Annotated in this window: 24 protein-coding genes and 2 pseudogenes; 20 read left to right on the top strand and 6 right to left on the bottom strand. The window is 69.9% G+C overall.

Translation table 11 applies throughout. From position 1 onward, the window contains the following. Nucleotides 1–9 precede the first annotated feature (9 nt). The 4 genes from ACHMXE_RS10570 to ACHMXE_RS10585 form a co-directional block, all read right to left on the bottom strand. Nucleotides 10–1,098, bottom strand: a complete 1,089-nt coding sequence (locus ACHMXE_RS10570) for an ABC transporter ATP-binding protein (protein WP_395345936.1) — start codon at nucleotides 1,096–1,098, stop codon at nucleotides 10–12. Then, nucleotides 1,095–2,525 carry an aminotransferase gene (locus tag ACHMXE_RS10575; protein WP_395345937.1) on the bottom strand — a complete coding sequence of 477 codons (1,431 nt, stop codon included), beginning with the start codon at nucleotides 2,523–2,525 and terminating at the stop codon, nucleotides 1,095–1,097. Before ACHMXE_RS10575 ends, ACHMXE_RS10570 begins: the two co-directional genes overlap by 4 nt. A gap of 313 nt (nucleotides 2,526–2,838) precedes the next feature. Next, on the bottom strand, nucleotides 2,839–3,195 hold the full coding sequence (locus ACHMXE_RS10580; RefSeq protein WP_395345938.1) for a hypothetical protein: 357 nt from the start codon (nucleotides 3,193–3,195) through the stop codon (nucleotides 2,839–2,841). Between the two features lie 601 nt (nucleotides 3,196–3,796). After that, the gene (locus ACHMXE_RS10585; RefSeq protein ID WP_395345939.1) at nucleotides 3,797–4,480 is read right to left on the bottom strand and encodes a GntR family transcriptional regulator; all 684 of its coding nucleotides are present in this window, start codon (nucleotides 4,478–4,480) and stop codon (nucleotides 3,797–3,799) included. Between the two features lie 92 nt (nucleotides 4,481–4,572). Here ACHMXE_RS10585 and ACHMXE_RS10590 point away from each other — a divergent pair, with 92 nt between their 5' ends. The 20 genes and pseudogenes from ACHMXE_RS10590 (at nucleotide 4,573) to ACHMXE_RS10685 (ending at nucleotide 24,080) form a co-directional block, all read left to right on the top strand. Further along, nucleotides 4,573–5,646 carry a BMP family ABC transporter substrate-binding protein gene (locus tag ACHMXE_RS10590; protein ID WP_209544284.1) on the top strand — a complete coding sequence of 358 codons (1,074 nt, stop codon included), beginning with the start codon at nucleotides 4,573–4,575 and terminating at the stop codon, nucleotides 5,644–5,646. Nucleotides 5,647–5,655: 9 nt separating this feature from the next. Beyond that, nucleotides 5,656–6,342 carry a Rieske 2Fe-2S domain-containing protein gene (locus tag ACHMXE_RS10595; protein ID WP_395345940.1) on the top strand — a complete coding sequence of 229 codons (687 nt, stop codon included), beginning with the start codon at nucleotides 5,656–5,658 and terminating at the stop codon, nucleotides 6,340–6,342. Continuing rightward, nucleotides 6,335–8,149, top strand: a complete 1,815-nt coding sequence (locus ACHMXE_RS10600) for a 2Fe-2S iron-sulfur cluster-binding protein (RefSeq protein WP_395345941.1) — start codon at nucleotides 6,335–6,337, stop codon at nucleotides 8,147–8,149. Before ACHMXE_RS10595 ends, ACHMXE_RS10600 begins: the two co-directional genes overlap by 8 nt. Before the next feature lie 9 nt (nucleotides 8,150–8,158). Further along, nucleotides 8,159–8,803, top strand: a complete 645-nt coding sequence (locus tag ACHMXE_RS10605) for a glutathione S-transferase family protein (RefSeq protein ID WP_395345942.1) — start codon at nucleotides 8,159–8,161, stop codon at nucleotides 8,801–8,803. A 137-nt stretch (nucleotides 8,804–8,940) separates the two neighbouring features. Beyond that, nucleotides 8,941–10,068: a Gfo/Idh/MocA family protein gene (locus tag ACHMXE_RS10610; RefSeq protein ID WP_395345943.1), complete on the top strand. Its 1,128-nt coding sequence runs from the start codon at nucleotides 8,941–8,943 to the stop codon at nucleotides 10,066–10,068. Nucleotides 10,069–10,116: 48 nt separating this feature from the next. After that, nucleotides 10,117–11,028, top strand: a complete 912-nt coding sequence (locus tag ACHMXE_RS10615) for a sugar phosphate isomerase/epimerase (protein ID WP_093345684.1) — start codon at nucleotides 10,117–10,119, stop codon at nucleotides 11,026–11,028. 158 nt (nucleotides 11,029–11,186) lie between these two features. Further along, nucleotides 11,187–11,387: pseudogene (locus tag ACHMXE_RS10620) on the top strand (DUF4432 family protein); the annotation flags it as partial. A 115-nt stretch (nucleotides 11,388–11,502) separates the two neighbouring features. Continuing rightward, a complete protein-coding gene (locus ACHMXE_RS10625) occupies nucleotides 11,503–12,198 on the top strand; it encodes a DUF4432 family protein (protein WP_395347345.1) in 696 nt (231 codons plus the stop codon). A gap of 72 nt (nucleotides 12,199–12,270) precedes the next feature. Further along, the gene (locus ACHMXE_RS10630; protein WP_093345689.1) at nucleotides 12,271–13,332 is read left to right on the top strand and encodes a LacI family DNA-binding transcriptional regulator; all 1,062 of its coding nucleotides are present in this window, start codon (nucleotides 12,271–12,273) and stop codon (nucleotides 13,330–13,332) included. Nucleotides 13,333–13,374: 42 nt separating this feature from the next. Continuing rightward, entirely contained in the window at nucleotides 13,375–14,136 is a 762-nt protein-coding gene (locus tag ACHMXE_RS10635; RefSeq protein ID WP_395345944.1) for an SDR family NAD(P)-dependent oxidoreductase, read from the top strand. Between the two features lie 204 nt (nucleotides 14,137–14,340). After that, nucleotides 14,341–15,597, top strand: coding sequence for a sugar ABC transporter substrate-binding protein (locus ACHMXE_RS10640; RefSeq protein ID WP_203207530.1), 1,257 nt, complete (start codon nucleotides 14,341–14,343; stop codon nucleotides 15,595–15,597). 22 nt (nucleotides 15,598–15,619) lie between these two features. Then, nucleotides 15,620–16,570: a carbohydrate ABC transporter permease gene (locus ACHMXE_RS10645; protein ID WP_093345691.1), complete on the top strand. Its 951-nt coding sequence runs from the start codon at nucleotides 15,620–15,622 to the stop codon at nucleotides 16,568–16,570. Next, a complete protein-coding gene (locus tag ACHMXE_RS10650; RefSeq protein WP_256222662.1) occupies nucleotides 16,570–17,400 on the top strand; it encodes a carbohydrate ABC transporter permease in 831 nt (276 codons plus the stop codon). Before ACHMXE_RS10645 ends, ACHMXE_RS10650 begins: the two co-directional genes overlap by 1 nt. A gap of 29 nt (nucleotides 17,401–17,429) precedes the next feature. After that, entirely contained in the window at nucleotides 17,430–18,611 is a 1,182-nt protein-coding gene (locus ACHMXE_RS10655; RefSeq protein WP_395345945.1) for an ABC transporter ATP-binding protein, read from the top strand. A gap of 32 nt (nucleotides 18,612–18,643) precedes the next feature. Continuing rightward, the gene (locus tag ACHMXE_RS10660) at nucleotides 18,644–19,849 is read left to right on the top strand and encodes a CaiB/BaiF CoA transferase family protein (RefSeq protein WP_395345946.1); all 1,206 of its coding nucleotides are present in this window, start codon (nucleotides 18,644–18,646) and stop codon (nucleotides 19,847–19,849) included. Continuing rightward, nucleotides 19,846–20,988 carry an extracellular solute-binding protein gene (locus ACHMXE_RS10665; RefSeq protein ID WP_395345947.1) on the top strand — a complete coding sequence of 381 codons (1,143 nt, stop codon included), beginning with the start codon at nucleotides 19,846–19,848 and terminating at the stop codon, nucleotides 20,986–20,988. The genes ACHMXE_RS10660 and ACHMXE_RS10665 overlap by 4 nt, the downstream gene beginning before the upstream one ends. 32 nt (nucleotides 20,989–21,020) lie before the next feature. Further along, nucleotides 21,021–21,788, top strand: a complete 768-nt coding sequence (locus tag ACHMXE_RS10670; RefSeq protein WP_209544269.1) for an enoyl-CoA hydratase/isomerase family protein — start codon at nucleotides 21,021–21,023, stop codon at nucleotides 21,786–21,788. A 1-nt stretch (nucleotide 21,789) separates the two neighbouring features. Then, nucleotides 21,790–22,986, top strand: a complete 1,197-nt coding sequence (locus ACHMXE_RS10675; RefSeq protein WP_395345948.1) for a fumarylacetoacetate hydrolase family protein — start codon at nucleotides 21,790–21,792, stop codon at nucleotides 22,984–22,986. Nucleotides 22,987–23,089: 103 nt separating this feature from the next. Then, nucleotides 23,090–23,557, top strand: a pseudogene (locus ACHMXE_RS10680) (LacI family DNA-binding transcriptional regulator); the annotation flags it as partial. A gap of 130 nt (nucleotides 23,558–23,687) precedes the next feature. Further along, a complete protein-coding gene (locus ACHMXE_RS10685) occupies nucleotides 23,688–24,080 on the top strand; it encodes a substrate-binding domain-containing protein (RefSeq protein WP_395347347.1) in 393 nt (130 codons plus the stop codon). A gap of 31 nt (nucleotides 24,081–24,111) precedes the next feature. Here the strand turns inward: ACHMXE_RS10685 and ACHMXE_RS10690 are convergent, their stop codons facing one another. Further along, the gene (locus ACHMXE_RS10690; protein WP_395345949.1) at nucleotides 24,112–24,660 is read right to left on the bottom strand and encodes a cupin domain-containing protein; all 549 of its coding nucleotides are present in this window, start codon (nucleotides 24,658–24,660) and stop codon (nucleotides 24,112–24,114) included. Nucleotides 24,661–24,666: 6 nt separating this feature from the next. Then, nucleotides 24,667–25,629: a tripartite tricarboxylate transporter substrate binding protein gene (locus tag ACHMXE_RS10695; protein ID WP_395345950.1), complete on the bottom strand. Its 963-nt coding sequence runs from the start codon at nucleotides 25,627–25,629 to the stop codon at nucleotides 24,667–24,669. Between the last annotated feature and the right edge of the window lie 3 nt (nucleotides 25,630–25,632).

The raw sequence follows: 25,632 nt of genomic DNA on the forward strand, positions 1-25,632 counted from the left end.
GGGTTCTTTTCAGGCGGGTCGCGCGAAAACGAGCATATCGCGGGATTGCCATCCCAGAGCGACGTCCGCGCCCACCACGGTATCGCTGGGCAGCGTGCCGTGGCCGAGCTTGGCCACGATCTGGTCGCCGTTGCGCAGCCGCGCGATCAGCCGCGTGTGGTCGCCCAGGTAGACCAGGTCGACCACCTCGGCGCTGACCTGCACGCCCTGGCCGTCGGCCAGCCGCACGCACTCGGGCCGCACCAGCGCGCAGCCCGCGCCCGCCGGATGCGCTGCCTGCCCCTGGCCGGCCTCGGGCAGCGGAATCCGCAGGCCGTCGCGCAGCTGCAGCACGCCCGCGGCCTCGATCGTGCCGTCGAGCCGGTTGTTCTCGCCGATGAAGGTGGCGATGTAGTCGGTGGCGGGCGCGTCGTAGATGGTGCGCGGCGGCGCCAGCTGCTCGATGCGGCCGTCGTGGAAGACCGCGACCCGGTCGGACATCGTCAGGGCCTCGCCCTGGTCGTGCGTGACGTAGACCACCGTCACGCCCAGCTCGCGGTGGATCTGCTTGATCTCGTACTGCATGTGCTCGCGCAGGTTCTTGTCGAGCGCGCCGAGGGGCTCGTCCATCAGCACCAGCTCGGGGTCGAACACCAGCGCGCGCGCCAGCGCCACGCGCTGCTGCTGGCCGCCCGAGAGCTGGCCCGGCTTGCGCTCGGCCATGCCCGCGAGCCGCACCAGCTGCATCGCGCGGTCGACCTTGTCGCGCAGCGCCTGCCCCGAGATGCCGCGCATCTTGAGCGGATAGGCCAGGTTCTGCGCCACGCTCATGTGGGGAAACAGGGCGTAGTTCTGGAACACCATGCCGATGCCGCGCTTGTGCGGCGGCACGTCCTGGATCGGCCGGCCGTCCATGAGGATGCGCCCGCGCGTCGGGTTCTCGAAACCGGCCAGCATCATCAGCGTGGTGGTCTTGCCCGAGCCCGAGGCGCCCAGCAGGGTGAGGAATTCGCCGCGACGGATCTCCAGGTTCAGGTCGGGGATGACGAGATGCTCGCCGTCGTAGCTCTTCTGGACGCCGATCAGCTCGATCAGCGGTCGTTCGGCCGTGGTGTTCACGCTGCTTCCTTTCGCGCTGCGGCGGTTGCCTTCCAGGGATCGCGCGCGGCCACCTCGTCGAGCGCGGCGCCGAGGGTGCGCGCCATCCATTCGACCTGGGCCTCGTCGAGCACGTAGGGCGGGCTCAGCGCGATCACGTCGCCCATGTTGCGCACGATCAGCCCGCGCTCGCGCGTGGCCTGCTCGACCTGGGCACCCACGCCCAGCGCGGGATCGAAGGCCTCGCGCGTGTCGCGGTCGCGCACCAGCTCGATGCCCGCGATGAAGCCCCTGCCGCGGATCTCGCCGACCAGCGGATGCGCGGCCAGCGGCGCCAGGCTCGCGTGCAGCCGCTCGCCGAGGCGCCGGGCATGGGCCGGCAGGTCCATCTGCTCGTAGATCGACAGCGCCTCGAGCGCCACGGCCGCGCCCAGCGGATGGCCGGAGTAGGTGAAGCCGTGGCCGAAGCCGCCGGTGCGGCCGCTCTCGGCCTCGATGACCTCGTACACCCGCGGCGCCACCACCACGCAGGAGATCGGCGCGTAGCCGGCCGACAGCCCCTTGGCGCAGGCCATCATGTCGGGCTCGAAGCCGAAGGACTGCGCGCCGAACCATTCGCCGGTGCGGCCGAAGCCGCAGATGATCTCGTCGGACAGCATCAGGATGCCGTGGCGCCGCAGCACCGCCTGCACGCGCGGGAAGTAGCCCTCGGGCGGCACCAGCACGCCGCCGGCGCCGATGATCGGCTCGGCGATGAAGGCCGCGATGGTGCCGGCGCCCTCGCGCTCGATGGTGTGCTCGAGGTCGGCCACCAGCCGGTCGACGAAGGCCGCGTCGCTCTCGCCGGGCAGGGCGTGGCGGTAGGCGGAAGGGCATTCGAGCCGGACGATGCCGGGGATCGGCAGGCCGAAGGCGGCATGCATGTTCGGCAGGCCCGAGAGGCTCGCGCCCATCACCGTCGAACCATGGAAGCCGCGCTGGCGCGCGAGGATCTTGCGGCGCGCCGGCTCGCCGCGCGCGATGTGGAAGTTCCAGGCCAGCTTCACCATGCTGTCGTTGGCCTCCGACCCCGAGGTGGCGAAGAACACGCGCGCATCGCGCATCGGCGCCAGCGCCGCCACCTTGGCCGCGAGCAGCGAGGCGACGTCGGTCGAGCGGTGGTTGAAGGTGTGGTAGTAGGGCAGCCGGCGCATCTGGCGCAGCGCGGCGTCCACCAGCCGCGACTCGGAGAAACCCAGCGAGGCGCACCACAGGCCGGCCATGCCCTCGAGGTAGCGCTGGCCGTGCTCGTCGAACACGTAGGCGCCTTCGCCGCGCACCATCACGAGCGGGCCGCGGCTGCGGTGGGTCTGGAGGTTGGTCTGGGAATGCAGGTGGTGTGCCGTGTCGGCCTTGCCGACGGCGCTGTGGCGCGCCGTGTCCGGGGAGAGGGTTTCGATGTCGGTCATGGTCTGGGTTTGGATGCAGGATATATCCTATATGACGAATCGAAACGGTGCAAGCCGGTGGCTGGCGGCGCGAAAACGCTGGTCGATGAGATGTTGCGGGCACGCGAAGGCCATGCGCGGCGCGCCCGGGGCCGAAGGCGACCGGGCGGAGGGAATACCAAAGGATGAAGGGGCTTGGCGCTCGCGCCCTCAGCGGTGGAGGGCGTTCGTCAGGGAAAAGATGGCGCCAGCAAGCTGCCGGACAAAGCTGTGCACCGCACAAACTTTAAGCAGACTGTTGTTTCCCCTTTGAAAACAACAGCTTAGATCGCTTTTACAACGCAGTACCTGAGTTATCCACAAAGTTGCCCACGGAAAATGGGGAGCACTTGGACATCATCAGCTCGCGCGCGGAGAAGGCGCGGCGCAGGTGCGGCCGCGGCAGCGCGAAGGCCGGGCGGTCGCGTTCCTCGATCCAGTGGGAGCCCACGCCATAGACCGCGTTCTGCACCTCGCACACGATGCGGGCCTCGCGCCGCGCCGCGGCCGTGGCCGGCACCCACATCCCGCCGTCGTGATGCTCGTCGTCCTCGTGGTGGCGCACATCCCAGCGCCAATGGACGCGGATCTGGGCGGTCTCCACACCCGGAAAGATCTCGGCGATGAAATTGTTAAAAATCATTAACCGCATGCTAGGCAGGCCCGGCGGAGGCACAAGAGCCGCCAGGGAAACCTGCCTTCAAGGCTGTGCAGTTTTCCTCACTTTTTGACACATTTTTGTTCCGTGTCACGTTTCGTTTGTTCCCGAGGGAACGTAACGCCCGTAACGCCGGCGGTCGAAACATGGGGTGGCACTGGACATGCCTCGAGGTTCGCCAAGCAGGGCCGCCGGCGCGGAAGAATGAAGCGCCCGAAAAAAACACCCGCCGAAGCGGGTGCATCCCTTGCGGGCCCAGAGGGAGGTTTTTTCTTGCTCTTCTTGGCACCCTGGTGCGTGACAGCGACGCCATGTTGGACGCCCGGCCGTAAGAGCCGCGTCAGCCTTTGGGAGGCAGCGCGTGTAGGCCATTGCAAGAATCGTGAAGAATTGCTCAGAATTCTTCACATGGGATGCCGAAAACCCCGCCCTCCCATAGAAATGTCGGTGTCGTCTGACGTGAGACGACTGTTTCAGGCTTGAACATCCTTGTGTCCGGCCGTTCCTCCCTCGGCTGGGCGCCTAGTGTGTGACAGCAACTTAGGCTTCGCGCCCGGCCTCGTGCCGGGCGCTTTTCTTTGTCCCGCCGGCCGGTTCAGCGCCGGCGCAGGGCCCGGCTCAGGTGCGGGTCCGCTTCCTCGTCGTCGGGCGCATCGGCACCCAGGCTGACTTCCACGGTGTGGAGGTGGCTGCGCAGCAGGGCCAGCGCCTCCTCGGTCGATCCGCTCTCGATCAGGGCGATGAGTTGCGCATGCTCGTCCTGCAGGCACTCGGTGTGCTTGTCGTACTCGTGCTGGTAGAGCAGCAGGATCAACGCGATCCGCCCGACCAGTTGGTCCAGCGTCTGCGCGAGCAGGTCGTTGCCCGCGAGCCGCGCGATCAGCACGTGGAATCCCGCGCCGAGCCGGCGCACTTCCTCCAGATCGTTGCCCACGCGCGCCGCGCGTTCCTGCTTGACGTGCGCGCGCAGCGCCGCCAAATCCTTCTTGGTGTGGGCCTGCGACAGCTTCTCCAGCGAGTGGCGCTCGATCGCCCAGCGCAGATCGAAGGTGTCGCGCGCTTCCTTCGGCGTGGGCTTGGCCACCGAGGCGATCTTGCCGGGCGTGAGGTCCACCAGCCCTTCGCGAGCCAGGCTCTGCAGCGCCTGGCGCACGACCGTGCGGCTCACGCCGTAGAGCTTGCCCAGGCTCACTTCGCGCAGCTGCGTGCCCGGCAGCAGGCGGTGGGCGGCGACCGCTTCGCGGATGCTGTCGCTGATCTCTTCGTTCTTGGTAGACATGGTCCAGGATTGTAATTAGACTGAATCGGTATACCGATATAGAGTACCGAACCGGAATCCGACACCATCCCCACCCTCGAGGACCACACCCCATGACCCCCTTTCGACTGGCTACCGCGGCCCTCGCCGCCTTTTTCTGCGGCGCGCCCGCGTTCGCGGCCGAGCCGCTGCAGATCGGCTTCGTCTACCAAAGCCCCGTGTCCGACGTCGGCTGGGTGGCCGTGCACGAAACCGCGCGCAAGCAGCTCGAGAAGGAATTCGGCAACCGCATCAAGACCCAGGTGGTGCAGGACGTGAAGGCCGGCCCCGACGGCGCGCGCGTGATCCGCGAGCTGGTCGGCAACGGGGCCGGGCTGATGGTGCTCGGCAGCTTCGGCTACATGAACGACGGCCTGAAGGCGGCCGCCGAGAACCCCAAGGTCAACTTCGTCCACGCCAGCGGCTTCAGGCAGGCCGCCAACTTCGGCACCTACAACGCGCGCTGGTACGAGGCCGCCTATGTGGCCGGCCTGGTGGCGGGCAAGGTCACGAAGTCGAACAAGCTCGGCTACGTCGGCGCATTGCCGATCCCCGACGTGGTCTCGACCATCAATGCCTTCGCGCTCGGCGCGCAGAAGAGCAATCCCGCCGCCAAGGTGTCGGTGGTCTGGGTCAACGAGTGGTTCAACCCCGGCAGCGAGCGCGACGCCGCCAACACCTTGATGCAGCAGGGCGCCGACGTCATCGGCTCCGGCTTCCAGGACAACCCGGCGGTGCTGCAGGCGGCCGAGGCCAAGGGCGTCTGGTCGATCGGCATGTTCTCCGACCATCGCAAGTCGGCGCCGCAGAAGCTGCTGACCTCGCTCACGCACGACTGGACGCCCTACCTGCGCCAGGCCGTGCAGGACACGCTCGACGGCAGGTTCAAGGGCACGGCCTATGCCGCGACCCTGGCCAACGGCGGGGTGAGCCTCGCGGACTGGAACCCCGGCGTGCCGGCCGATGTGGTCCAGATGGCGAAGCAGGCGCGCGCCGACATCGTGGCCGGCAAGCTCAAGGTCTTCGCCGGCCCGCTCAAGGACAACACGGGCAAGCAGCGCGCGGCCCCGGGTGCCGCGCTGCCCGAGGCGGACATCGCCGGCATGAACTGGTTCGCCGAGGGCATCCAGGGCGCGATCCCGCGCTGAGGCCCGGCCATGAACCAGACCGCAGACACCGCGGCGGCAAGCTACGCCGACTGGTTTCCCGTGGAGTTCTCGCGCAACCTGCTGCCGGGACAGGTGCTGCAGTCCACGCTGCTCGGCCATGAACTCGCCCTCTGGCGCTCGGCCTCGGGCGCGATGGAAGCGTGGGAGAACCGCTGCCCGCACCGCGGCGTGCGGCTCAGCCTCGGCTTCGTCGTCGGGGAAACGCTGGTCTGCCGCTACCACGGCTGGCGCTACGGCCGCGACGGCCACTGCGTGTCGGTGCCCTCGTCGCCGAAGCACGCCAGCCCGCCGGCCGCCTGCGCGCGCACCTACCCGAGCCGCGAGAGCGACGGCATCGTCTGGGCCAGCCTCGCGCGCATGCCGGCCGGCTATCCGCCGCGCCTTGGCGAGGGCCTCGTGCCGTCGCGCAGCTTCACGGTCGACCTCGATGCCGACACCTTCGCGCTGCAGGCCGAACGCGCGGGCTGGTTGCAAGGGCAGAGCACTTGCGTCTGGCAAGAAGGTGCGTTGGCCCTGCTGATCCAGCCGCTGTTGCCCGGCACCTCGATCGTCCACCTGCTCGTCGCGCGGGGTGCATCGAGCCTCGACAAGCAACGGGCCATCGAAAGCACCAAGACCCATATCGCCCAATGGACGGCCGCGACCCGCACCCCGAGGGAGACCGAACATGCCTGAGACCATCGATCCCGCGATCGCGGCCGACTGGCTCGCCATCGGCGACAGCCTGGGCCTCGCGCCCGGCACGAGCCGGCGAGCGCGACTGCTGGGCCACGACCTGCATGTGCGCCGCCAGCCCGACGGCGCGCTCGAGGCCTGGTTCGAGGCCGAACCCGCGAGGCCTTGCCACGCCGCCGACCACTGCGGCTTCATCCTGCTGTGCCTCGGCGACGTGCCCAAGCCGCTGTTCGAACTGGCGGCCTTCGCGAACCCCGCGCGCCGCTTCCTCTACATGGGCGGCTTCGGCATCCACAGCGGCCCGCTGCGGGTGGTGGAGAACTTCCTCGACATGGCGCACTTCCCCTTCGTCCATGCCCACATCCTCGGATCGGAAGAAGCGACCGAAGTGCGCGGCTACGAGGTCGAGCTCGACGCCCGCCAGGAGCTCTGGGCGCGCGACTGCAAGTTCATCCAGCCGCTGGCATCGGCGGACGCGAAGGGCGGGGCGGACGTCGACTACGTCTACCGTGTCGTCAACCCGTTCTCGCCGATGCTCTACAAGCACCCGGCGGGCCGTTCGGCCGAGCTCGCCGACATCATCTTCCTGTTCATCCAGCCCACCGACGAAGAGCGCTGCATCGCGCATTTCGCGATCAGCCTGTTCGATGCCCAAAGCTCGAGCGGCGAGATCATGGCCTTCCAGCAGCACATCCTCGGGCAGGACAAGCCGATCCTCGAGAACCACGTCCCCAAGAAGCTGCCGCTCGATCCGCGCATCGAGGTGCCTTCGCGTGCCGATGCGGCCTCGAGCACCTTTCGCCGCTGGCTGCGCGACATCCATCTGCGCTGGGGCATCGAGGCGCAAAGCACCGAGCCTCGGCCGCGGCTCACGGTGGATGTCTCGGCCAGGCGAACCGTGGCGCAGGACATCGTCGAGTTCAAGCTGCGCTCGCCACGCCGCGGCCCGCTGCCGAGCGCCACCGCGGGCTCGCATCTCGATGTGCACCTGCCGAACGGCCAGATCCGCCAGTACTCGGTCTGCGGCCAGGACGACGAGGGCTACACCATCGCCGTCAAGCGCGAGGCCGATTCGCGCGGCGGCTCCGTCGCGCTGCACGATGCGGTGCAGGCCGGCATGCAGCTCGAGATCGGACTGCCCAAGAACAACTTCCGGCTCGACCCGCGCATCGACCGCGCGGTGCTGATCGCGGGCGGCATCGGCATCACGCCGATCCTCGCGATGGCGCGCGATCTCGTGGCAAGGGGAAGGCGGCCAGCCCTCCACTACTTCTGCCGCTCGGCCGAGCATGCGGCCTATCGCGCCGAACTCGAGGTACTGCTGGGCGCGAACCTGCATCTGCACCTGGGCCTGTCGCCGCAACAGACCGAAGACCGGATACGGCAGGCACTGCAAGCCGGTGGCGATGCGCATGCCTTCGCCTGCGGTCCCGCGCCGCTGATGCAGTGCATCGAGCGCGTCGCGGCGGAACTCGAATGGCCCGCCGAACGCGTGCACTTCGAATACTTCCGCCGCGCTACGCCCGTTCAGGCCACCGGCCCCGCCTTCACGGTCGAACTCGCGCGCAGCGGCCGCCGCGTGCAGGTCGCGAGCGACACCACCATCGTCGAGGCGCTGCGCGCCATCGACATCCACCTCGACACCAGCTGCGAGCAGGGCGTCTGCGGCACCTGCCTGTGCACCGTCATCGACGGCCAGCCCGACCACCGCGACCAGTACCTGAGCGCGGGCGAGAAGGCGTCCGACCTGCAGATGCTGCCCTGCGTCTCGCGTTCGCGCTCCGCGACGCTGGTGCTCGATCTCTGAGGGCTGGCGATGATCAAGCTCTACAACGAACAGCTGTCCGGCAACTGCTACAAGCTGCGGCTCTTCATGGCGCTGCTCGGCATCGCCTGCGAGCGCGTGCCGGTCAACTTCCATCCCGGACGCGAACACAAGCAGGCCGAATTCCTCGCGCTCAATCCCTTCGGCCAGTTGCCCGTGATCGACGACGACGGCTTCGTGCTGCGTGACGCGCAGGCCATCCTCGTCTACCTCGCGAGCCGCCACGACAGCACGGGCACCTGGTTCCCCGCCGATCCGAAGCGCCGCGCCCAGGTCATGCTGTGGCTCACCGTGGCCGAGGACATCACGCGCAGTGCCTCGGCCGCGCGCCTGCACGATGCCTTCGGCTACGACCTCGATGCGCCGGCCTGCCGCGCGGCCGCGCACAGGCTGTTCGCGCACATCGAGGACCACCTGGGCGACCGCGAAGCCGCGGGCGAGGGCTGGCTGGTCGGCGCCACGCCCACGCTCGCCGACATCGCCTGCTTCCCCTACATCGCGCTCGCGCCCGAGGGCGGCATCGCGTTGACGCGCTATCCCGCGCTCAGGCGCTGGATCGCACGCGTCAAATCGATCCCGGGCTTCGTCGGCATGCCGGGCATCTTTGCGCTCGGCATCGACGCCGAAGCCACCTGATGCGTCGCCGCAGGCCTCGCTGAGGAACCTCGAAAAAACCTCATCCCGGTCGATTGGTCCGGGTCGCCGCGTCCCTTAACCTCGGTCGCGAGGCAGCAAAGCACTGCCTCGATTCGACCCAGGACAGGAGACAAGCCATGACCCCAACGAGCGCGACCGCCGCGCCGGCCGCCGATGCGCGCGGCTTCGAGCCCGACGCGCCGATCCGCTGCCGCGACTTCCGCATCGGTGCCATCGGCGCCGGCTTCATCATGGCGGACGTGCAGCTCGCGGCCTACCGCGAGGCCGGCTTCCCCGTGGTGGCGATCGCCTCGCGCACCCGTTCCAAGGCGGCCGATGTGGCCGAGCGCTGGAACATCCCCACGGTGCACGACACGCCCGAGGCGCTGATCCGCGACCCGCAGGTGCAGATCGTCGACATCGCCTTCCCGCCCGACCGCCAGCCCGAGCTGATCCGCCTCGCGCTCGCGCAGCCGCATGTGAAGGCGGTGCTCGCGCAGAAGCCGCTGGCGCTCGACCTCGAGACGGCGCGCGCGCTGGCCGAGGAAGCGCGCGCGGCCGGCAAGCCGCTGTCGGTGAACCAGAACATGCGCTTCGACCAGTCGATGCGCGTGCTCAAGCAACTGCTCGACCGCGGCGAGCTCGGCACGCCGGTGCTCGCCACCATCGAAATGCGCGCCATCCCGCACTGGCAGGAGTTCCTGCGCGGCTACGGCCGCCTCACGCTGGCCAACATGAGCGTGCATCACCTCGACGTACTGCGCTTCCTGTTCGGCGAGCCCGAGGACATCTACACCGCCGCGCGGCCCGATCCGCGCACCGGCTTCGAACACAGCGACGGCATCGTCTGCTCGACCCTGCGCTTTCGCAGCGGCGTGATGGCGCTCAGCATGGAGGACGTCTGGACCGGCCCGCATGGCGAGGGCTTCGATGCCGGCATCTTCATCAAGTGGCGCGTCGAGGGCACCGAGGGCGTGGCCGAAGGCACGATCGGCTGGCCCGACTATCCCGAAGGCAGTCCGAGCACGCTGCGCTACAGCTCGCGCCACGGCACGGGCGGCGAGTGGATCGCACCGAGCTGGTCCACGCGCTGGTTCCCGCAGGCCTTCGCGGGCGTGATGGAACAGCTGCAATGGGCACTCGCCCAGGGTGAGGCGCCGCTGCTGGACGTCGCCGACAACGTGAAGACCATGGCGCTGGTCGAAGCCGGCTACCGCTCGCTCGAAGAGCGGCGCGCGGTGCCGCTGGCCGAGTTCGGCGTCTGAGCCGCGCGCTTTCCCCGCATCCCACCCACAAACCATCGGAGACAACCCATGATCCAAGTCGGCATCTTCAGCGGCTACTTCCCCTACGCGCTCGAGGAGTCCGCGCGCCGCATCAAGGCGCAGGGCTTCAACACCGTGCAGCTCGACCTCGCGTTCAAGGACATCGACTTCTCCACGCCCGAGGCCATCACGCGCGAGAAGTGCCACCGCGTGCGCGACACCTTCCGCCGCCACGACCTGCCGATCAGCTGCATGTCGGCGTACACGAACATCGTTCACCCCGACGCCGGCGAGCGCAAGCGCCGCAACGACTACCTCAAGGCCACCTTGCGCCATGCGCGCGACTGCGGCACGCCCTACGTCATCAGCGAGACCGGCACCGTTAATCCCGACAGCGACTGGTCCTCGCATCCCGACAACAAGAGCGAGCGCGCCTACGCCGACTGCGTGAAGGTGGTGCGCGAGCTCGCGCAGGAGGCGCACGACCACGGCGCGGTGTTCCTGGTCGAGACCTACGTCAACAACATCATCGGTTCGGTCGAGGAGACGCTGCGCCTGTTCGCCGACGTCAACCATCCGGGCCTGGGCCTGCTGATGGACCCGACCAACTACTTCGAGACCCACAACATCGACCGCATGGACCAGGTGCTCAACCAGATGTTCGACGCGCTCGGCGACAAGGTCCGCATCGCGCATGCCAAGGACGTGAAGCGCGCCGCGGGCGACGACAAGAGCGAGAAGTTCGCCGACATCGACGCCTCCGAAGCGCACCAGTTCCGCGGCGTGGGCGAGATCGAACTGCCGGCGCCGGGCCTGGGCGCGCTGAACTACGACCTCTACCTCAAGCGGCTCGCGCAGCACCATCCCAACATCCCGATCATCATCGAGCACCTCGACGAATCGGACGTACCGCGCGCCAAGCGCTTCCTCGACGACAAGCTGCTGGAGGCCGGCGCGTGATCCAGCTCCACGGCCGCCACTGGACCCGGCGCGAGTTGCGCGAACACGCGGGCACGCTCGCGCAGTTCGCGGGCGTGCGACTGGTGACGCTGGGCGACGGCGTGGAACGCGGCATCCGCTGCCTCGAGTTCCGCACCGGCACCGGCTTCGCGTTCCAGGTGCTGGTCGACCGCGCGATGGACGTGGGCGCCTGCGAATACCGAGGCGCGGCCATCGGCTGGCAATCGCCCACGGGCTTCCGGCATCCGGGGCTGCACGAGAACGCCGACGAGGGCGGCCTCGGCTGGCTGCGCTCCTTCTCGGGCCTGCTCGTGACCTGCGGCCTCGACCACACGCTGTTCATGGACAGCGACCCGGCCGGCCACTACCACTACACGCCGCGCAAGACCGTCGACAGCGGCCTGCACGGCCGCATCGCGAACATTCCCCGCGCGGCTCACCGGCTACGGCGAGCGCTGGGAGGGCGACGACTGCATCCTCTGGTGCGAGGGCGTGGTGCAGCAGTCGGCCGTGTTCGGCGAGGACCTGCACCTGGTGCGGCGCATCGAGGCGCGCGTGGGCGATCACGGCTTCACGCTGCACGACCGCGTGGTCAACCACGGCTTCTACCGCACGCCGCACATGTTCTGCTACCACATCAACGCCGGCCATCCGGTGCTCGACGAGGGCAGCCGCTACATCGCGCCGATCCGCCACACGCCCTGGGCCGCGCATGCTGATGCATTGCGCAAGCAATCGGTGGGCTACCGCACGCAGCCCGGACCGCAGGCGGACTTCCACGAGCAGGTCTACGAGCACGCGATGGCGGCCGATGCGCAAGGGCGCATCCCGGTCGCGCTGGTCAACGAGGGCTTCGACGGCGGCCGTGGCATCGGCCTCGCGGTCGAGGTCAACCGCGACGAGTTCCCGTGCCAGTTCCAGTGGCAGAACTACCAGCGCGGCCAGTACGCGATGGGCATCGAGCCGAGCACCAACCACGTGCTGGGCAAGCCCTTCGCGCGCGAGCGCGGCGAGCTGATCTGGCTCGAGCACGGCGACGAGCGCCGCTACACCACGCGCTTCTCGGTGCTCGACGGGCGCGGCGAGATCGCGGCCTTCGAGGAGCGCGTGCGCGCCATCTGCGCGCAGCCCGCCGACGAGTACCCGGCCATCACCGGCCGCTGGGACTGAGGCGAGAAGAAGATGGGCGAGCCGGTGCGGACATCGCGGCAGGGCGTCTCGTTGCGCGGAATACTCGGCGACATGAAGACGAAGACATCGACGCCCTCCGCCGAGGCCCCCGGCCGCTCGCGCCTGGCCGACGTCGCGCGCGTGGCCGGCGTTTCGAAGGCCACGGCCGACCGCGCGCTGCATGCGCGCAAGGGCGTGCGCTCGGCCACGGTGCAGCGCGTGGTGCGCGCGGCTGCCCAGCTGGGCTATCTGCCCGACGAGAGCCTGCACCAGGTGCTGCGTCCCCGGCCGATGGAGCTGATCTTCCTGCTGCCGGCCGGCACCAACCAGTTCATCCGCATGCTCGGCGACTACGTCGGCATCGTCGAGAAGCAGCTCGAGCCCTTCAACGTGCGCTGCCGCCGCGTCGAGATCGAGGGCTTCGATGCCGAGGTGCTCGCCGCGCGGCTGCTGCGCCATGGCCGGCAATGCGACGGCATCGCCTTCGTGCCGCTCGAGCATCCGGCGGTGCGCGAGGCCGTCGCCACGCTGGCCGACCAGGGCGTGCACCTGCTCACGCTGCTGTCGGACCTGCCGGGCTCGCGGCGCGCCGCCTATGTGGGCATCGACAACCATGCGGCCGGCCGCACCGCGGGCTATCTCATGGGCCGCATGCTCGACCGCAAGTCGGGCAAGGTCGGCCTGATCGCGGGCAGCCTCAGCTACCGCGGCCACGAGGAGCGCGAGGTCGGCTTCCTGCAGGTGCTGGCCGAGCAGTTCCCCGGGCTGCGCGTGGTGGGCCTGCGCGAAGGCCACGACGACGTGGCGCAGAACTACCGCCAGGCGCGCACCCTGCTGCGCCAGCATGCCGACCTGGTGGCGCTCTACAACATCGGCGGCGCCTCCGAAGGCATCGGCCGCGCGCTCAAGGAGGCGGGCCTCGACCGCAAGGTGGTCTTCATCGGCCACGAGATCACGCCCGACACCCGCGCCATGCTGATCGACGGCACGCTCGACGCGGCCATCAACCAGAACCCGCAGACCGAGGTGATGAACTGCGTGCGCATCTTCGCCAACCTGCGCGCGGGCCGCGATGCGCTCGCGGGCGTGGAGCCGGTGCGCGCCGGCATCGCGGTGCGCGAGAACCTGCCCTGATCCCTCCTTTCCTCACACGACTTCAAAAGACACGACACGACCATGGACATGACAGGCAAGAAGGTGCTGGTGACCGGCGCCGCCGGCGGACTCGGCACCAGCATCTGCTGGGCTTTCGCGCGCGCGGGCGCGCAGGTGCTGGCGCTGGACATCGATCCGGCCAAGGGCGAGCGGCTGGTCGCAGCCGGGGAGGGCGAGGGCGCCGAGGTGCGTGCGCGGCTGCGCTTCGTGCCCGGCGACCTCGCCGACCTCGGCGCGCTCGCGGCGCAGCTGGCCGCGCTGTTCGAGGCCCAGGGCGGCATCGACGTGCTGATCAACAACGCCGCGATTTATCCCTCGCGCAGCATCGAGGAGTTCAGCATCGAGGAGCATCGCCGCGTGCAGGGCGTGAACGTCGACGCGGCGCTGGTCTGCGTGCAGGCCGCGCTGCCGCACATGAAGCGCCAGCGCTTCGGCCGCATCGTCAACGTCGTCAGCATCACCATGTACGGCGGCTGGCCGCTGCTGCTGCCCTACGTCACCTCCAAGGGGGCGCTGCTGGGCATGACGCGCGCGATGGCGCGCGAGCTCGGGCCGCACGGCATCACGGTCAACGCGGTGTCGCCGGGCGCCTTTCCGACCGATGCCGAGAAGATCCATCCCGACCCCGAGGGCTACGAGCGCTTCGTGCTCGAGCACCAGTCGGTCAAGCGCCGCGGTGCGCCCGAGGACATCGCGAACGCGATGCTGTTCTTCGCGGCCGAGGGCAGCGGTTTCGTCACCGGCCAGACGCTCAACGTCGACGGCGGCTGGGTGATGCAGTAGCCGCCGAAGCCCCCGCCTTTCCACTCGACATCTCGACCACCAGCTAGGGAAATCCCGTGATCGCAGCCACGGGCTGCAACGCTAAAGTCGTATTTGTTAGCGCTAACAGTTAGCGCTAATAATCTCGCCAACAGCAGTGCGACGGCTTCGGCCGGACGCCTCGAATCCCACGGCAGGGCCTGCCGTCATCGGAGACAGACACACATGAAGCAACGCCTTTTCACCGGCCGCCGCGCGGCCCTCGCCGCGATCGCCATCGTTCCGGCCCTGCAGCTGTTCGCCGCGGGCAGCGCCCAGGCGCAGGCCGCCGGCAAGCAGGTCGTGACCTTCGCCGCATCGAGCTTCGCCGAGCCCGGCCGCGGCGAGAAGATGCGCGCCTGGATCGGCAAGTTCAACCAGAGCCAGGACAAGGTCGAGATCCAGCCGGTCACGATCCCGTTCTCGTCCTTTGCGAGCACCGTCTTCACGCAGATGGGCGGCAATGCCGGCCCCGACCTCGTGCGCTTCGACCTGCCCGAGTTCTATGCCGCGGTCGATGCCAAGCGCCTCGTGCCCATCGACGACGTGATCGCCGACGGCGCCTTCCCGCTCACGGGGCCCGACAAGTACATGAAGATCGGCGGCAAGCGCTACGGCGTGGTGTTCGAGGTCAGCAACTACGCGATGGTCTACAACAAGGCGCTGCTCAAGGGCACGCCGCCTGCGAACTTCGACGAGTTCCTGGCCGCCGCCAAGGCCGCGACCGCCGCCGGCAACTACGGCTACGCCTACCGCGCCACCATGGCCGAGCGCGGCGGCTTCTGGTATGACCTCTGCAACTACGTCTACGGCTTCGGCGGCCGCTGGTCCGACGAGCAGGGCAACCCGACCATCAACAGCGCCAAGGTGATCGAGGGCGTGGCGGCCTACAAGAAGGTCTACGACGCCGGCGCGATCCCCAAGGGGGCCGACGCCGCCACCTACCGGCGCATGTTCGCCGAGGGCAAGATCGCGATGCAGGTCGACAACGGCGGCGTGGCCGCCAACCTCGCGACCCAGGCCAAGGGCTTCGAGTTCGGTGCCGCGCCCTCGCCGTTCCCCACCAAGGCGCAGGGCATGATCCTGGCGCCGATCAGCATCAACGCCAACAGCAAGAACAAGGCCGCGGCCGGTGCCTTCCTGCAATGGATGCTGACGCCCGAGGCGCAGCGCGAGCTGCAGCTGATCCACGGCGCCTCGAGCGTCGCGATCGCCGTGCCGCGCTCGGCCGAGGAGGTCGCCAAGTGGCCCTGGATCTCGGTCTACGACCAGCAGACCGCCAACAGCGTGCCCGCGCTGCCGCAGGGCCTCGAGGTCAAGGCGCCCGAGATCCAGCAGATCGTGATCGAGCAGGTCATCAAGGTGCTGCAAGGTGGCGTCGATCCCGCCAAGGCGATGAACGACGCGCAGCAGACCGTGCTGAGCCGCGTGCTCAAGCGCTGAACCCGCGCCACATCCCGTGACGATGAACGCCACGCTGTCCTCCGCCGCCGCGGTGGCCCGCCGCGAGGGTGCGCGCCGCCGCGCGCGCCTCGACGGCCACCCGCTCGCGCCCTATGCGCTGGTGCTGCCGGCCACGCTCTACCTGCTCGTGTTCCAGGGCTATCCGCTGTTGCGCGAACTGGTGCTGAGCTTCACCTCGACCTCGCTGCTCGCGGCTTCGCAGGGCGAATGGGTCGGGCTGCAGAACTACGCCGACCTCTGGAACGATCCCGACTTCCACCGCGTGATCTTCACCACGCTGCTCTACACCGTGGCCTGCGTGGCCTCGGCGATCGGGCTGGGCCTGGCCTCGGCGCTGCTGCTCGACGCGCCGTTCCGCGGCCGCGGCATCGCGCGCGCCGCCGTCACCATCCCGTGGGCCGCGCCGCCGGTCGCGGTGGCGCTGATCTTCATCTGGATCTACAACGCCCAGTACGGCGTGTTCGGCCACACGCTGCGTTTCTTCGGCATCGCCGCGGGCAGCGAGAACTGGCTCGACAGCATGCAGCACGCCATGCCCGCGGTGCTGATCACGACCATCTGGCAGATCTTCCCGTTCGCCTCGGTGGTGCTGCTGGCGGCGCTGCAGGGCGTGCCTTCCGAGTTGCGCGAGGCGGCCGTGATGGACGGCGCCGACCGGCTCAGCGTGTTCAAGGCCGTGGTGTGGCCCACCATCCGGCCCTCGGTCGCGCTGCTGGCGCTGTTCTCCACCATCTGGTCGCTGCGCCGCTTCGACCTGATCTGGCTGCTCACGCAGGGCGGGCCGGTGGGCGCCACCAACACGCTGGTGATCGACCTCTACCGGCGCGCCTTCGTCAACCACCACCTGGGCCAGGCCGCGGCCGTCGGCATGGTGGGCGTGGCGATCGCGCTGGCCGTGACGCTGGTGTACTTCCGCTACACCGCGCGCGCCGAACGCGAAGGAGAGCGCTGATGCACGCCGCCATGAGCCGACAGGCGCTGCGCATGCTCGCGGTGCTGGTGCTGCTGGGCGCCGCGGCCTTCCCCATCTACTGGATGCTGGTGACCTCGCTCACGCCCACCGAGGCGCTGTTCGCCGACCGGCCGCAGCTGCTGCCGTCGCTGGGGCAGCTGCCGGTGTATGCGAGCGTGTTCGCCATCAAGCCGGTGGCGAGCTGGCTCTTCAACAGCGCCTGCGTCGCGATCGGTACCACGGTGCTGAGCATCGCGCTGGCGGTGTTCCCGGCCTATGCGCTGTCGCGCTTCCGCTTCGGCGGCAAGGGCGCGATCGGCTTCGGGCTGTTCGCCACCCAGATGCTGCCCGAGGCGATGCTGGTGGTGCCGCTGTACGCGATCTTCGCGCAGATGCAGCTGCTCAACACCCTGAGCGGCCTGATCCTCGCGAACACCGCGTTCACCGTGCCGGTGATCACCTGGATCCTCAAGGGCGCCATCGACGGCGTGCCGATCGAGGTCGAGGAGGCCGCGCGGGTGGACGGCTGCTCGCGCATCGGCATCGTGCTGGGCGTGGTGGTGCCGCTGATCGCGCCCACGCTGGCCGCGGCCGCGGTGATCTCCTTCTTCCATGGCTGGAACGAGTACGTGTTCGCGCAGACGCTGATCACCGAGGAGCGTCTGCACACGGCCTCCGTCGGCCTGGCCGGCTTCATCGGCGAGCTCAGCACGCCGCTCGATGCCGTGATGGCGGTGGGCGTGATGTACACGCTGCCGGCCGTCATCTTCTACCTGATCGTGCAGCGCCACGTCGTCTCCGGCATGACCGCCGGCAGCGTCAAGGGCTGACCCCGAACCATCGAACCGAACACACAGCCATGGCTTCCATCAAGCTCCAGGACATCACCAAGAACTTCGCCGACAAGCATGTCGTCAAGGGCGTGTCGATCGACGTGCCCGACGGCGAATTCCTCGTGCTGCTCGGCCCCTCCGGTTGCGGCAAGTCGACCCTGCTGCGCATGCTCGCCGGGCTCGAGAGCATCAGCGGCGGCGAGATCCACATCAACGAGCGCCGCGTCGACGAGCTGCCGCCGACCGAACGCGACATCGCCTTCGTGTTCCAGTCCTATGCGCTCTATCCGCACATGACGGTGCGGCGCAACATCGCCTTTCCGTTGATCATGCGGCAGCACCGCTGGTGGTTCCACATCCCGCTGCTCGGCGGCATGGCCAAGCGGCGCATCGAGCGCTCGCCGGCCGTCTCGCAGCTGGTGGAGCGCACCGCGCGCACGCTGGCGCTGACCGACTGGCTCGACAAGTACCCACGCACGCTCTCGGGCGGCCAGCGCCAGCGCGTGGCGCTCGGCCGCGCGATGGTGCGCGAGCCGCAGGTGTTCCTGATGGACGAGCCGCTGTCGAACCTCGACGCCAAGCTGCGCACCACCATGCGCGCCGAGATCTCGAAGCTGCACCAGCGCGTGGGCGGCACCTTCGTCTACGTCACGCACGACCAGGTCGAGGCGATGACCATGGGCACGCGCATCGCGCTGCTCAAGGACGGCGTGGTGCAGCAGTTCGGCAGCCCGCGCGAGATCTACGAGGCGCCGGCCAACCTCTACGTGGCGCGCTTCATCGGCACGCCGCCGATGAACCTGCTGCAGGCCACGGTGAACGCCGACGGCAGTGCGCTCGCGCTCGGCGCCGAGGCCACGATGCCGCTGCCCGCGCACCTGCGCGGCCTGGCCGCGCCCGGCGCCGCCGTGGTGCTCGGCCTGCGACCGAACGCGCTGACGGTGGCGCGCGGCGGCCAGGGCCTGGCCGGGCGCATCGCGCTGGTCGAGCATGTCGGCGCCGAGTCGCTGGTGGCGGTCGCGCTCACCGACGCCCGCACGCTGCACGACGAGGAAGGCGCCGCGAACGCCGACCTGATGGTCACGGTGCCGGGCTACACCGACCTCGCCAACGGCGACCCGGTCGCGGTCGGTTTCGATGCCACGCAGGCCGTGCTGTTCGACGCCGCCACCGGCCGCAACCTCGCCGCCGCGCCGCGCACGCACTGAATTCTTCCCACCCCTCATCGCCAACACACTCCATGAACAAATCCTCCGCCATCCTCGAGGGCTTCCGCGTCCTCGACTGCTCCATCGCCATGGCCGGCCCCTTCGCGGCCCAGCGCCTGGGCGACCTGGGCGCCGACGTCATCAAGGTCGAGCCGGTCGCCGGCGAATGGCAGCGCCACGTCTCGGCCGGCGGCGCGCGCGGCAACCGCATCAACGTCTCCTTCCTCTCGCTCAACCGCAACAAGCGCAGCCTCGCGGTCGACCTCAAGAGCGACGAGGGCCGCGACGCGCTCTACGAGCTGGTGCGCGGCTCCGACGTGTTCCTGCAGAACTACCGCCCCGGCGTGGCCGAGCGCCTGGGCGTGGACTACGCCACGCTCTCGAAGATCAACCCGCGGCTGGTCTATGTCTCGATGTCGGGCTACGGGGAAGACGGCCCCTACAAGCTCTGGCCCGGGCAGGACCTGCTGCTGCAGGCGATGAGCGGCGCCATGCTCTCCACCGGCCGCGCCGGCGAGCCGCCGTCGCCCGCGGGCCAGTACCTGGTCGACGCCATCACGGCCTCGACCGCCTTCGAGGCCGTGATCGCCGCGCTGCTGCACCGCGAGCGCACCGGCGAGGGCCAGTTGGTGCAGGTCAACATGCTCGATGCCATCGTCGCGCTGCAGATGCAGGAGCTGTCGGTGTTCAGCGTGGCCGGCAAGCCGCAGGAGCGCACGGCCGAGCCCCATGCCCACGTCTACATCCGCGCGCCCTACGGCGTGTTCGCCACGCAGGACGGCTTCCTCGCGCTGGCCTTCCCGAAGATGGCGGCGCTCGCGCAGGCCATCGACGCGCCGGTGCTGGCCGACTTCGACGACGAGCGCGACACCTTCGCGCGGCGCGACGAGATCTTCTCGATCACGCGCGAGAAGCTGCGCCACCGCAGCACCGCCGAGTGGCTCGCGGTGTTCCGCGCGGCCGACATCTGGGCCGGCCCGGTGTACGGCTATGCCGACGTCATGAACGATCCGCAGATCGTCCACAACGGCACCTTCGTCGAGTACGAGCATCCGACCGAGGGCAAGGTGAAGACGCCGGGCTTCCCGATCAAGTTCACGCGCACACCCTCGAGCGTGCGCCGCGGCGCGCCGCTGGCGGGCCAGCACACGCGCGAGATCCTCGGCGAGCTGGGCTGGAGCACCGAGCGCATCGACGGCCTGCTCGCGGCCAAGGTGATCGGGGAAGAGACGCTGTGAGCGGCGCGCCGATCAAGGGCCTGACCTGGGACCATCCGCGCGGCTACGTCGCGCTCGAGCGCGCGGCCGAGCGCGCGCGCGCCGAGGGCCTCGACCTGCACTGGGAGCGCCAGCCGCTCGAGGGCTTCGAGTCGCATCCGATCGAGGACCTGGCCGAGCGCTACGACCTGATCGTGCTCGACCATCCGCACATCGGCGACGCGGTGGCCGGCGACTGCCTGCAGCCGCTCGAGTCGCTGTTCACGGCCGACGAGCTCGCGCGCTGGCGCGCGCAGAGCATCGGCCGTTCGTTCGACAGCTACCGCTATGCCGGCGCGCACTGGGCGCTGCCGCTCGATGCCGCCACGCAGGTGGCGGTGGCGCGCACCGACCGGCTCGAGGGCGCGCTGCCGAGCAGCTGGACCGAGGTGCTCGCGCTCGCCGCGCGCCAGCCGGTGTGCCTGTCGCTGGCCGGCCCGCATGCGGCGCTCTCGCTGTTCAGCATGGCGGCCGCGCACGGCGACGCGCCCACGGGCAGCGAGCCCGGCCGGCTGTTCAGGGGCCAAGGTGCCACCACGGCCTGGGAACTGCTGTCGGAGCTGCATGCGCTGGCATTCCGCGGCTGGGCCGGGCTCAACCCGATCGGCATCCTCGATGCGATGTCGCGCGATGCGCAGGCCGTGTACTGCCCGCTGGTCTACGGCTACGTCAACTACGCGGTGGCCGGGGCCGGCACGCGGCCGCTGCACTTCGCCGACGTGCCCGCGGGCTCGCACGGCCTCGGCTCGACGCTCGGCGGCACCGGCCTCGCGGTGAGCCGGCGCGCGACGGTCAGCGATGCGCTGCGCGCCCACCTCGTCGCGCTGATGAGCCCGGCGATGCAGGAGGACTTCATTCCCTTCGCCGACGGCCAGCCGAGCGCGCGCAGCGCGTGGAGCCATGCGCGCGTCAACGTCGCCTGGAACGGCTTCTTCGCGCAGACCGAGGCCACGCTCGAGGCCGCGATCGTGCGGCCGCGCCATCCGGGCTACATCCCGTTCCAGACCGCGGCCTCGGCGCTGGTGCGCGAGATGCTCGCCGACCGGCTCGCGGCCCCGGCCGCGCTCGAGCGGCTGCAGTCGCTCTACCAGGCCCACCGGCCCGCGGGCAGCGAAGTCTGAGTCCGTCTTCCCTCTTTGAGTCCACCTCCGCCATGAACCACATCCTCTTCGAGGTCCGCGACCAGGTCGCGACCCTGATCCTCAACCGTCCCGAGAAGCTCAACGCCGTCACGCCCGAGATGGCCGATGCGCTGGTCGCCCACGTGAAGGACTGCAACGCGCGCGCCGACGTGCGCGCCGTCGTCATCACGGGCGCCGGCGAGAAGGCCTTCTGCGCCGGCAGCGACATCGCCGAGCTCGACGGCTACGACACGCCCTGGACCTTCCGTAACCGGCCCGACTACTGCGACGCGATCCGCGCGCTGCGCAAGCCCGTGGTCTGCGCCATCAACGGCTATGCGCTCGGCGGCGGCCTCGAGACCGCCATGTCGTGCGATATCCGCATCGCGGCCGAGCATGCACGCTTCGGCGCGCCCGAGGTCAAGCTCGGCTGGATCGGCGGCGGCGGCATGTCGTACATGCTCGCGCACAGCATCGGCGCCTCGAACACCGCGCTGATGCTGATGGGCGGCGACCCCGTCAGCGCGCAGCAGGCGCTGCAGTGGGGCCTGGTGAGCGAACTGGTGCCGGCCGCCGAGCTGCTGGCGCGCGCGCAGGCCATTGCCGCCACCATCGCGAGCCGCCCGCCGATCGCGGTCGAGACCGCCAAGGCCAACCTGCGCGCCGCCTATGCGATGCCGCTGGAGACCGCGATCCAGTACGAACGCGACCTGCAGACCGTGTGCTTCGCCACCGAGGACGCGAAGGAAGGCCGCGCGGCCTTCAAGGCACGCCGTCCGGCCGTGTTCGAGGGGCGCTGAGATGCAGGCGATCCCCGACATGGTCGATGCCGCGGCCACGCTGCCCATCGATGCGGAGAAAGCGCTGCTCGTGGGCCGCGCCTGGCTTCCGGGCGGGACCGGCGAGCTGGGCGGCCCGACGCTGGTGACGGTGCGCGCAGGCCAGCTGATCGACATCGGCACGCTCGCGCCCACGGTCTCGGCGCTGCTCGAGCGCGAGGACGCGGCCGCCGCCGTGCGCGATGCCGAGGGCGTGCCCCTCGGCACGCTGGCCGAATGGCTCGCGAGCACCGCCGCGCACGGCCCCGACCCCGCGCAGCGCCATCTGCTCGCGCCCAACGACCTGCAGGTGGTGAAGGCGGCCGGCGTGACCTTCGCGGCCAGCATGGTCGAGCGCGTGATCGAGGAGCAGGCGCGCGGCGACGCGAGCCGCGCCGAGGCGGTGCGCCGCCAGGTGGTGGCCGTGGTCGGCGACGACCTCTCGGGCATCGTGCCGGGCTCGCCCGAGGCGATGCAGCTCAAGCAGGTGCTGCTCGCGCAGGGCCTGTGGTCGCAGTACCTCGAGGTCGGCATCGGGCCCGACGCCGAGGTCTTCACCAAGGCCGCGCCGCTGGCCTCGGTGGGCACCGGCGTGCAGGTGGGCCTGCATCCGGGCTCGACCTGGAACAACCCCGAGCCCGAGGTCGTGCTGGCCGTCGACAGCCGCGGCCGGACCGTCGGTGCCGCGCTCGGCAACGACGTCAACCTGCGCGACTTCGAAGGCCGCAGCGCGCTGCTGCTGGGCAAGGCCAAGGACAACAACGCCTCGTGCGCCATCGGCCCGTTCATCCGCCTGTTCGACGCCCACTACGGCATCGACGACCTGCGCGCCACCGTGGTCGAGCTGCGCGTGGAGGGCGAGGACGGCTTCGTGCTCGAGGGCTCGAGCTCGATGGCGCAGATCAGCCGCGATCCGCTCGAGCTGGTGCGCCACGCCATGGGCGCGCACCACCAGTACCCCGACGGCATCCTGCTGTTCTGCGGCACCATGTTCGCGCCGATCCAGGACCGTGACGCGCCCGGCGCCGGCTTCACCCACCACGAGGGCGACCGCGTGGCGATCCGCGCCGAGCGGCTGGGCACGCTGTTCAACCGCGTCGGCCGCAGCGACCGCATTGCGCCATGGACCTTCGGCATCGGCGCGCTGATGCGCAACCTCGCCGCGCGCGGGCGGCTTTGAGCGCGGCGGTGGCCGGGCGCGCTTGGCGGCAGAATCCGGGCCACCCATGACAGAACCCGAAAAAAGACAGGGCCGCCGCCGCTTCGGCACCAACTCCGTCACCATGGCCGACGTGGCCCAGGTGGCGGGCGTGTCGGCACAGACCGTGTCGCGCGTGCTGCGCGACCCCGAGGGCTGCACGCCGCAGACGCGCGAGCGCGTGGAGGCGGCGATCCGCAGCACCCGCTACGTGCAGAACCTCGCGGCCAGCCACCTGGCCTCGAACCGCAGCATGACGGTGGCCGCCGTGATCCCGCAGATCGCGGCCTCGGTCTTCGCCGAGACGCTGCAGGGCCTGTCGAACGTGCTGCTGCAGGCCGGCTACCAGGTGATCATCGGCCACACCGACTACAGCCACGAGCGCGAGGAGGCCGTGGTGCGCAGCCTGCTGGGCCGCCGCCCCGACGCCTTCTTCCTCGTCGGTACGCGCCACACCGACGCGGTGCGCGAGATGCTCGCGCGCGCCGCCATTCCCGTGGTCGAGAGCTGGGCCTGGACGCGCAAGCCGATCGACCAGCTCGTCGGCTTCTCGAACCAGGAGGCGCTGGCCGCGGCCGTGGCCTATGCGCAGCGCCGCGGCTACCGCCATCCCACCTTCGTGGGCGCCCGCGCGCCCCGGCGACGACCGCGCGCGCGAGCGCCTGGACGGCTACACCACCGGCATGGCGCGCCACTATCCCGGCCAGGCGCCGCGCAGCCTGGTGGTGGAGAACCTGCCCTACACCATGGGCAGCGGCAGCACCCTGCTCGAGGCCGCGCGCGCGCGTTTCCCCGACAGCGACCTGCTGCTGTTCTCGAGCGACCTGCTGGCCTCGGGCGCGCTGCTGGCCTGCCAGCGGCTGGGCATCGCGGTGCCGAAGCAGCTCGCGATCATGGGCTTCGGCGACTACGAGATCGCGCGCGAGCTCAACCCCGGCCTCACGACCATCGCGGTGCCGACCGTGCGCATGGGCGAGGAGGCCGCGCGCATGCTGGTGCAGCGGCTGCGCAGCGAGACGCCGGCGGCGCGCAAGCGCGATCTGGGTTTCGAGCTGATCGAGCGCGGGAGCGCCTGAGCGCCTGAGCGCCTGAGCGCTGAAGCGGCGGCTAGCGCGGGCTCGGGGTCGCATCCACCAGCACGAAGGCCACCTTGGCCGGCTTGCCCGAACGGTTGGCCCAGGAATGCGCGGTGCCGCGCTGGATCAGCACGTCACCCTGCCGCATCACGGTTTCGCCCTGTTCCATGATGGCGACGACCTCGCCCTCGAGCACCAGGGCGTAGTCGACCGTGTCGGTCTGGTGCATGCCGGGATGCTGTCCTTGCTGCACGTCGCGGTGGGCATCGGGATACATCGAGCGGAAGGTGGCGTCCATGAGGCGGCGCAGCTCCTCGGGGTCCTGCGGCTCGGCCGGCCATTCGATGATCCGGAACACGGTGCCGCCGTGCGGCGGCAGCACGCCCTGGTGGCCGACGATCGAATCGGGAACGCCGAAATCGTCGCCCGGCTTCGTGCGCCAGAGGTTGGTGATCCGGTAGCCGGGGCGCTCCGGCACGGTCTTCTGCGCGGGCGACGCGCCATCGGCGGCGATGACGGAGCGTCCCTGCGGGTCGAAGCCCGTGACGATGCGGCGGATCGGTGGTGAAGCGTGCGACATGGTGGTTCAGTTCTTCTCGATCTTCAGTTCGGGAACCAGGGCGGCATTGGCCCGGTAGGTCTCTTCGATGCGCGCCTTGAAGGCCGGTGCGCCCAGGTAGCGGGGCACCTGGGACAGCATCCTCGCGCTGCCGACGAATCCGGCCGAGCCGGCGACCTGCTCGCACAGGCGCTCCAGCCGCGCGATCACCGGCGCGGGCGTGCCGCTCGGCACGAACAGGCCGTTGAGCCCCGGCGTGATGGCCGGCGGCCCGCCCAGCTCCGGGATCGCCGGAACCTCGGGATAGGCCGGATGCCGGCGGTCGGAGAGCACGGCCAGTACGCGCAGGTTCTTCCCGGCCAGCGAAGCGATCGCGGGCGCGCTGAAATCCACCGTGCCCGCGAGCGCATCGTTCAGCAGCGGAGCGTCGCCCCGGTAGGCCACGGCATTGAAGCGAAGGCCGAGCGAGCGCTCGACCGCGGCCATCGACAGGTGCGGCACGCTGCCCAGGCCCGCGTGGCCATAGGACAGGCCACCGGGCCTGGCGCGCGCTGCGTCGGCCAGTTCGGCGAAGGACCGGATCGGCGAGTTCTTCGGCACCGCGATGGCGAAGACGTTCTCGAACACCTGGCAGACCGGTTCGATCTGGCTGTTCCTGAAGGGCATCTTCGCGTTGAGGAAGGGCGAGTTGGTCATCGGCGAGGCGGGGGAGAAGGCGACGGTGTAGCCATCGGGGTTCGCCCGCGACAGGTAGGCGAAGCCGACGACGCCGCCCGCGCCCTCGCGCGTGCCCACGACCCAGGGCTGCGAGGTGTCCCGGGCCGCTTCGGCCGCGAAAGCCCTCGCCATGGCATCGACGGCGCCGCCGGCGGCATAGGGCACGACCACCTCGACCGCGCGCGAAGGGAAGTTCGGCGACTGGGCCCCGGCGGGGGCCCACGGCAGGGTGCAAAGGAGCGCCAGCAAGGCGGTGGAACGTCCGGATTTCATGCG

The sequence above is a fragment of the Variovorax sp. UC122_21 genome (assembly GCF_044056785.1).
In the GTDB taxonomy this organism is placed as follows: Bacteria; Pseudomonadota; Gammaproteobacteria; order Burkholderiales; family Burkholderiaceae_C; genus Variovorax.

Excerpts from the sequence above, each read along its gene's own strand:
- ACHMXE_RS10575 (WP_395345937.1), bottom strand. The coding sequence starts at position 2,525 with ATGACCGACATCGAAACCCTCTCCCCGGACACGGCGCGCCACAGCGCC.
- ACHMXE_RS10580 (WP_395345938.1), bottom strand. The coding sequence starts at position 3,195 with ATGCGGTTAATGATTTTTAACAATTTCATCGCCGAGATCTTTCCGGGT.
- ACHMXE_RS10585 (WP_395345939.1), bottom strand. The coding sequence starts at position 4,480 with ATGTCTACCAAGAACGAAGAGATCAGCGACAGCATCCGCGAAGCGGTC.
- ACHMXE_RS10590 (WP_209544284.1), top strand. The coding sequence starts at position 4,573 with ATGACCCCCTTTCGACTGGCTACCGCGGCCCTCGCCGCCTTTTTCTGC.
- ACHMXE_RS10595 (WP_395345940.1), top strand. The coding sequence starts at position 5,656 with ATGAACCAGACCGCAGACACCGCGGCGGCAAGCTACGCCGACTGGTTT.
- ACHMXE_RS10600 (WP_395345941.1), top strand. The coding sequence starts at position 6,335 with ATGCCTGAGACCATCGATCCCGCGATCGCGGCCGACTGGCTCGCCATC.
- ACHMXE_RS10605 (WP_395345942.1), top strand. The coding sequence starts at position 8,159 with ATGATCAAGCTCTACAACGAACAGCTGTCCGGCAACTGCTACAAGCTG.
- ACHMXE_RS10610 (WP_395345943.1), top strand. The coding sequence starts at position 8,941 with ATGACCCCAACGAGCGCGACCGCCGCGCCGGCCGCCGATGCGCGCGGC.
- ACHMXE_RS10615 (WP_093345684.1), top strand. The coding sequence starts at position 10,117 with ATGATCCAAGTCGGCATCTTCAGCGGCTACTTCCCCTACGCGCTCGAG.
- ACHMXE_RS10630 (WP_093345689.1), top strand. The coding sequence starts at position 12,271 with ATGAAGACGAAGACATCGACGCCCTCCGCCGAGGCCCCCGGCCGCTCG.
- ACHMXE_RS10635 (WP_395345944.1), top strand. The coding sequence starts at position 13,375 with ATGGACATGACAGGCAAGAAGGTGCTGGTGACCGGCGCCGCCGGCGGA.
- ACHMXE_RS10640 (WP_203207530.1), top strand. The coding sequence starts at position 14,341 with ATGAAGCAACGCCTTTTCACCGGCCGCCGCGCGGCCCTCGCCGCGATC.
- ACHMXE_RS10645 (WP_093345691.1), top strand. The coding sequence starts at position 15,620 with ATGAACGCCACGCTGTCCTCCGCCGCCGCGGTGGCCCGCCGCGAGGGT.
- ACHMXE_RS10650 (WP_256222662.1), top strand. The coding sequence starts at position 16,570 with ATGCACGCCGCCATGAGCCGACAGGCGCTGCGCATGCTCGCGGTGCTG.
- ACHMXE_RS10655 (WP_395345945.1), top strand. The coding sequence starts at position 17,430 with ATGGCTTCCATCAAGCTCCAGGACATCACCAAGAACTTCGCCGACAAG.
- ACHMXE_RS10660 (WP_395345946.1), top strand. The coding sequence starts at position 18,644 with ATGAACAAATCCTCCGCCATCCTCGAGGGCTTCCGCGTCCTCGACTGC.
- ACHMXE_RS10670 (WP_209544269.1), top strand. The coding sequence starts at position 21,021 with ATGAACCACATCCTCTTCGAGGTCCGCGACCAGGTCGCGACCCTGATC.
- ACHMXE_RS10675 (WP_395345948.1), top strand. The coding sequence starts at position 21,790 with ATGCAGGCGATCCCCGACATGGTCGATGCCGCGGCCACGCTGCCCATC.
- ACHMXE_RS10685 (WP_395347347.1), top strand. The coding sequence starts at position 23,688 with ATGGCGCGCCACTATCCCGGCCAGGCGCCGCGCAGCCTGGTGGTGGAG.
- ACHMXE_RS10690 (WP_395345949.1), bottom strand. The coding sequence starts at position 24,660 with ATGTCGCACGCTTCACCACCGATCCGCCGCATCGTCACGGGCTTCGAC.
- ACHMXE_RS10695 (WP_395345950.1), bottom strand. The coding sequence starts at position 25,629 with ATGAAATCCGGACGTTCCACCGCCTTGCTGGCGCTCCTTTGCACCCTG.